Source organism: Candidatus Cloacimonadota bacterium, assembly GCA_011372345.1.
Lineage (GTDB): Bacteria > Cloacimonadota > Cloacimonadia > Cloacimonadales > TCS61 > DRTC01.
On record DRTC01000176.1, the window covers coordinates 1 to 2,547 of the forward strand.

Below are 2,547 nucleotides of genomic sequence, written 5' to 3' on the forward strand. Positions count from 1 at the left end.
TAAAATCGCTCATTGTCCAGATTCAAATTTCTTTTTGAAAAGCGGGATTTTTCCTTTTAAGAAGATCAAAAATACAAATATAGATTTCGCACTTGCTTCCGATGTAGCAGCTGGAACTTCACTTTCTATGTTCAATATGATGAAAATGTGTATTTATCGTCAGGATAATTATCCTGTTTCTCCCGAAGAAGCGTTTTATTACGCTACTTTCGCTGGAGCAAAAGTTCTGGGAAAGGAAGATATTATTGGTTCAATAGAAATTGGAAAAGAAGCAGATCTGGTTTTTATAGAAATTCCAAAATTACATGAAAAGACAAAATTCGACCTGCTTTCTGAATTGGTTTATTTGGGGAGTGAAAGGGAAATTAAAGATGTTTATGTGAGGGGTAAGAAAGTATTATAAATGGACAAATGGATTAATTCTGAAAAAGATTTACCATGGTAGATTTCAAAATTTATTTAAATAAAATCAATTGACTTAAAATCAACACAATTTAGTCAGTCATAAAAATTTATTAAGGAATAAAATATGGAATCAATTTTTAAAATATCGGAAATGATCGATGAAAAAAAAATCATTGATATTAAATCGGATGACAAAAAAAGTGCTTTGAATGAACTTCTGGAAATAATATGTAAAGATGAGAAAATAACTGACGAAAAGATTTTCAGAAAAGAGATTTTCAAACGGGAAAAACTGATGAGCACTGGAATTGGTTATGGAATCGCCATTCCTCATGCAAGGCATAAGACCGTGAAAGATTTTGTTATTGCTCTCGGTAGAAAAAAACAAGGTCTGGAATACGAATCCATTGATGATAAACCTGTTCAACTCATTTTTATGATCGGAGCTTCCGACAATCAAGATAAAGATTATATCAAAGTCTTATCAAGATTAGTTCTTCGTTTGAAGAATCCTGAATTTGTTGAAAAAGTTTTAAATGCCGAAAATTCAAAAGAAATTTACCAAATAATCAAAACTCAAAGGTGATTCAGTGCTCCCGCAATATCTTTTACTTTTATTCCTCGGTGGTTCTATCTTAATTTCCATCATTCTGGCTCGAGGAGCAACTTTATTAAAATCACCGCTCATCGTTGGCTATATCGTTGCCGGAGCCTTGCTCGGACCTGATGTTTTGGGATTCATCACAGAAAAACAAATAGCTTCATTGGATACGATAAATCTTATTGTTTTATCTTTGATCGGCTTCGGAATCGGAGGAGAACTTCGATTTAAAGAATTGAAGAAATTAGGAAAATCGATAATTTTAATTGTATTATTGGAAGCATTTGGAGCATTTCTTTTGGTAGGAATCACCAGTGCCTTAATTCTAAAAAGTATTCCCATGGGATTGATCTTCGGTTCACTCGCTTCGGCGACAGCCCCAGCAGGAACTGTTGAAGTTATCAGACAATATAAAGCAAAAGGTGAATTTACTACTACTCTCTATGCGGTGATGGGACTCGACGATATTATCGCTTTATTGCTGTTCACGATTTCTCTGCCGCTGGCAGTTATTCTGATGGTTGGAACAAAATCCGGTGGAAGTACTTCCATATTACACGCTTTGCAGCATTCGGGGATAGAGGTTTTACTTTCCATAAGTATTGGTTTGATCATTGGTTTTGTCATTATTCCAATTGCAAAACTCATTCACGATCGGGTAAATCTTCTGCTTTTTGCTCTGGGAATTGTACTCATAAATTGCGGGATTTCAGAATATCTGAAACTCTCTCCTATTTTACTGAATATGACTCTTGGAATTGTGCTTGTGAATAGAAATTCACTTGTTTCCCGTAAGATATTTACTGCTCTCGGAGATTGGTCACCACCGATGTATGTCTGGTTTTTTGTGCTTATCGGAACCCGCTTGAACATTTCCCTGATCATGCAATATTCACTTTTGATCGGGATATATATTATTGCTCGTTCTTTTGGGAAATGGAGTGGAACATTTCTGGGTGGAACAATTTCCAAAGCTCCCAAAAAAATCAAGAATTTTTTAGGATTGGCATTAATGTCTCAAGCAGGAGTTGCTGTCGGTCTGGCACTTGCTGCTTCTAAAATTTTGGAACAGAACGGTTTACATATTCAATCAGTTCAACTTATCAGTTCAATTACTGCTACTACTTTTATCGTTATGCTGATTGGACCGATAATGGCAAAAATTGCTCTTTTTAAATCCGGTGAGACCAATATTTCCAAGTAGGAGTTTTTTATGTATATGATCATAAATTTAAATAAAGAAAAATATTTGGATGATGTTTTAATGGCGTTAACAGAAGCCGGAATTGACGACACAATTGTTCTTTCGGGAGAAACTGTTGGTCATAAACTTGCCTTTGATAATCCGATCTTTGCCGGATTTAGAAAATCATTCGGTTCGGGAAAAGGTTATGCCAATGTGATCATGGCAATTGCAGAACAGGATCAGATTGATTTTATGCTGGAAGAATTAAAAAACTCCGGTGTGGATTTTGTTAAAGATGAGATCGGAAAAATCGTTCTTTTGCCAGTTGAGAAAATAATATAGAACACTGATGACA

At 35.0% G+C, this 2,547-nt stretch carries 4 protein-coding genes; all 4 read left to right on the forward strand.

The features are described from left to right. Positions 1-403 (forward strand): guanine deaminase (locus ENL20_03390; protein HHE37601.1); only part of this gene is annotated, 403 nt, incomplete at its 5' end. A 126-nt stretch (positions 404-529) separates the two neighbouring features. Then, on the forward strand, positions 530-991 hold the full coding sequence (locus tag ENL20_03395) for a PTS sugar transporter subunit IIA (protein ID HHE37602.1): 462 nt from the start codon (positions 530-532) through the stop codon (positions 989-991). A 4-nt stretch (positions 992-995) separates the two neighbouring features. Further along, positions 996-2,210 carry a cation:proton antiporter gene (locus ENL20_03400; GenBank protein HHE37603.1) on the forward strand — a complete coding sequence of 405 codons (1,215 nt, stop codon included), beginning with the start codon at positions 996-998 and terminating at the stop codon, positions 2,208-2,210. A 9-nt stretch (positions 2,211-2,219) separates the two neighbouring features. Next, positions 2,220-2,534 (forward strand): hypothetical protein, encoded by a 315-nt coding sequence (locus ENL20_03405; protein ID HHE37604.1) that lies wholly within the window; start codon positions 2,220-2,222, stop codon positions 2,532-2,534. Positions 2,535-2,547 lie beyond the last annotated feature (13 nt).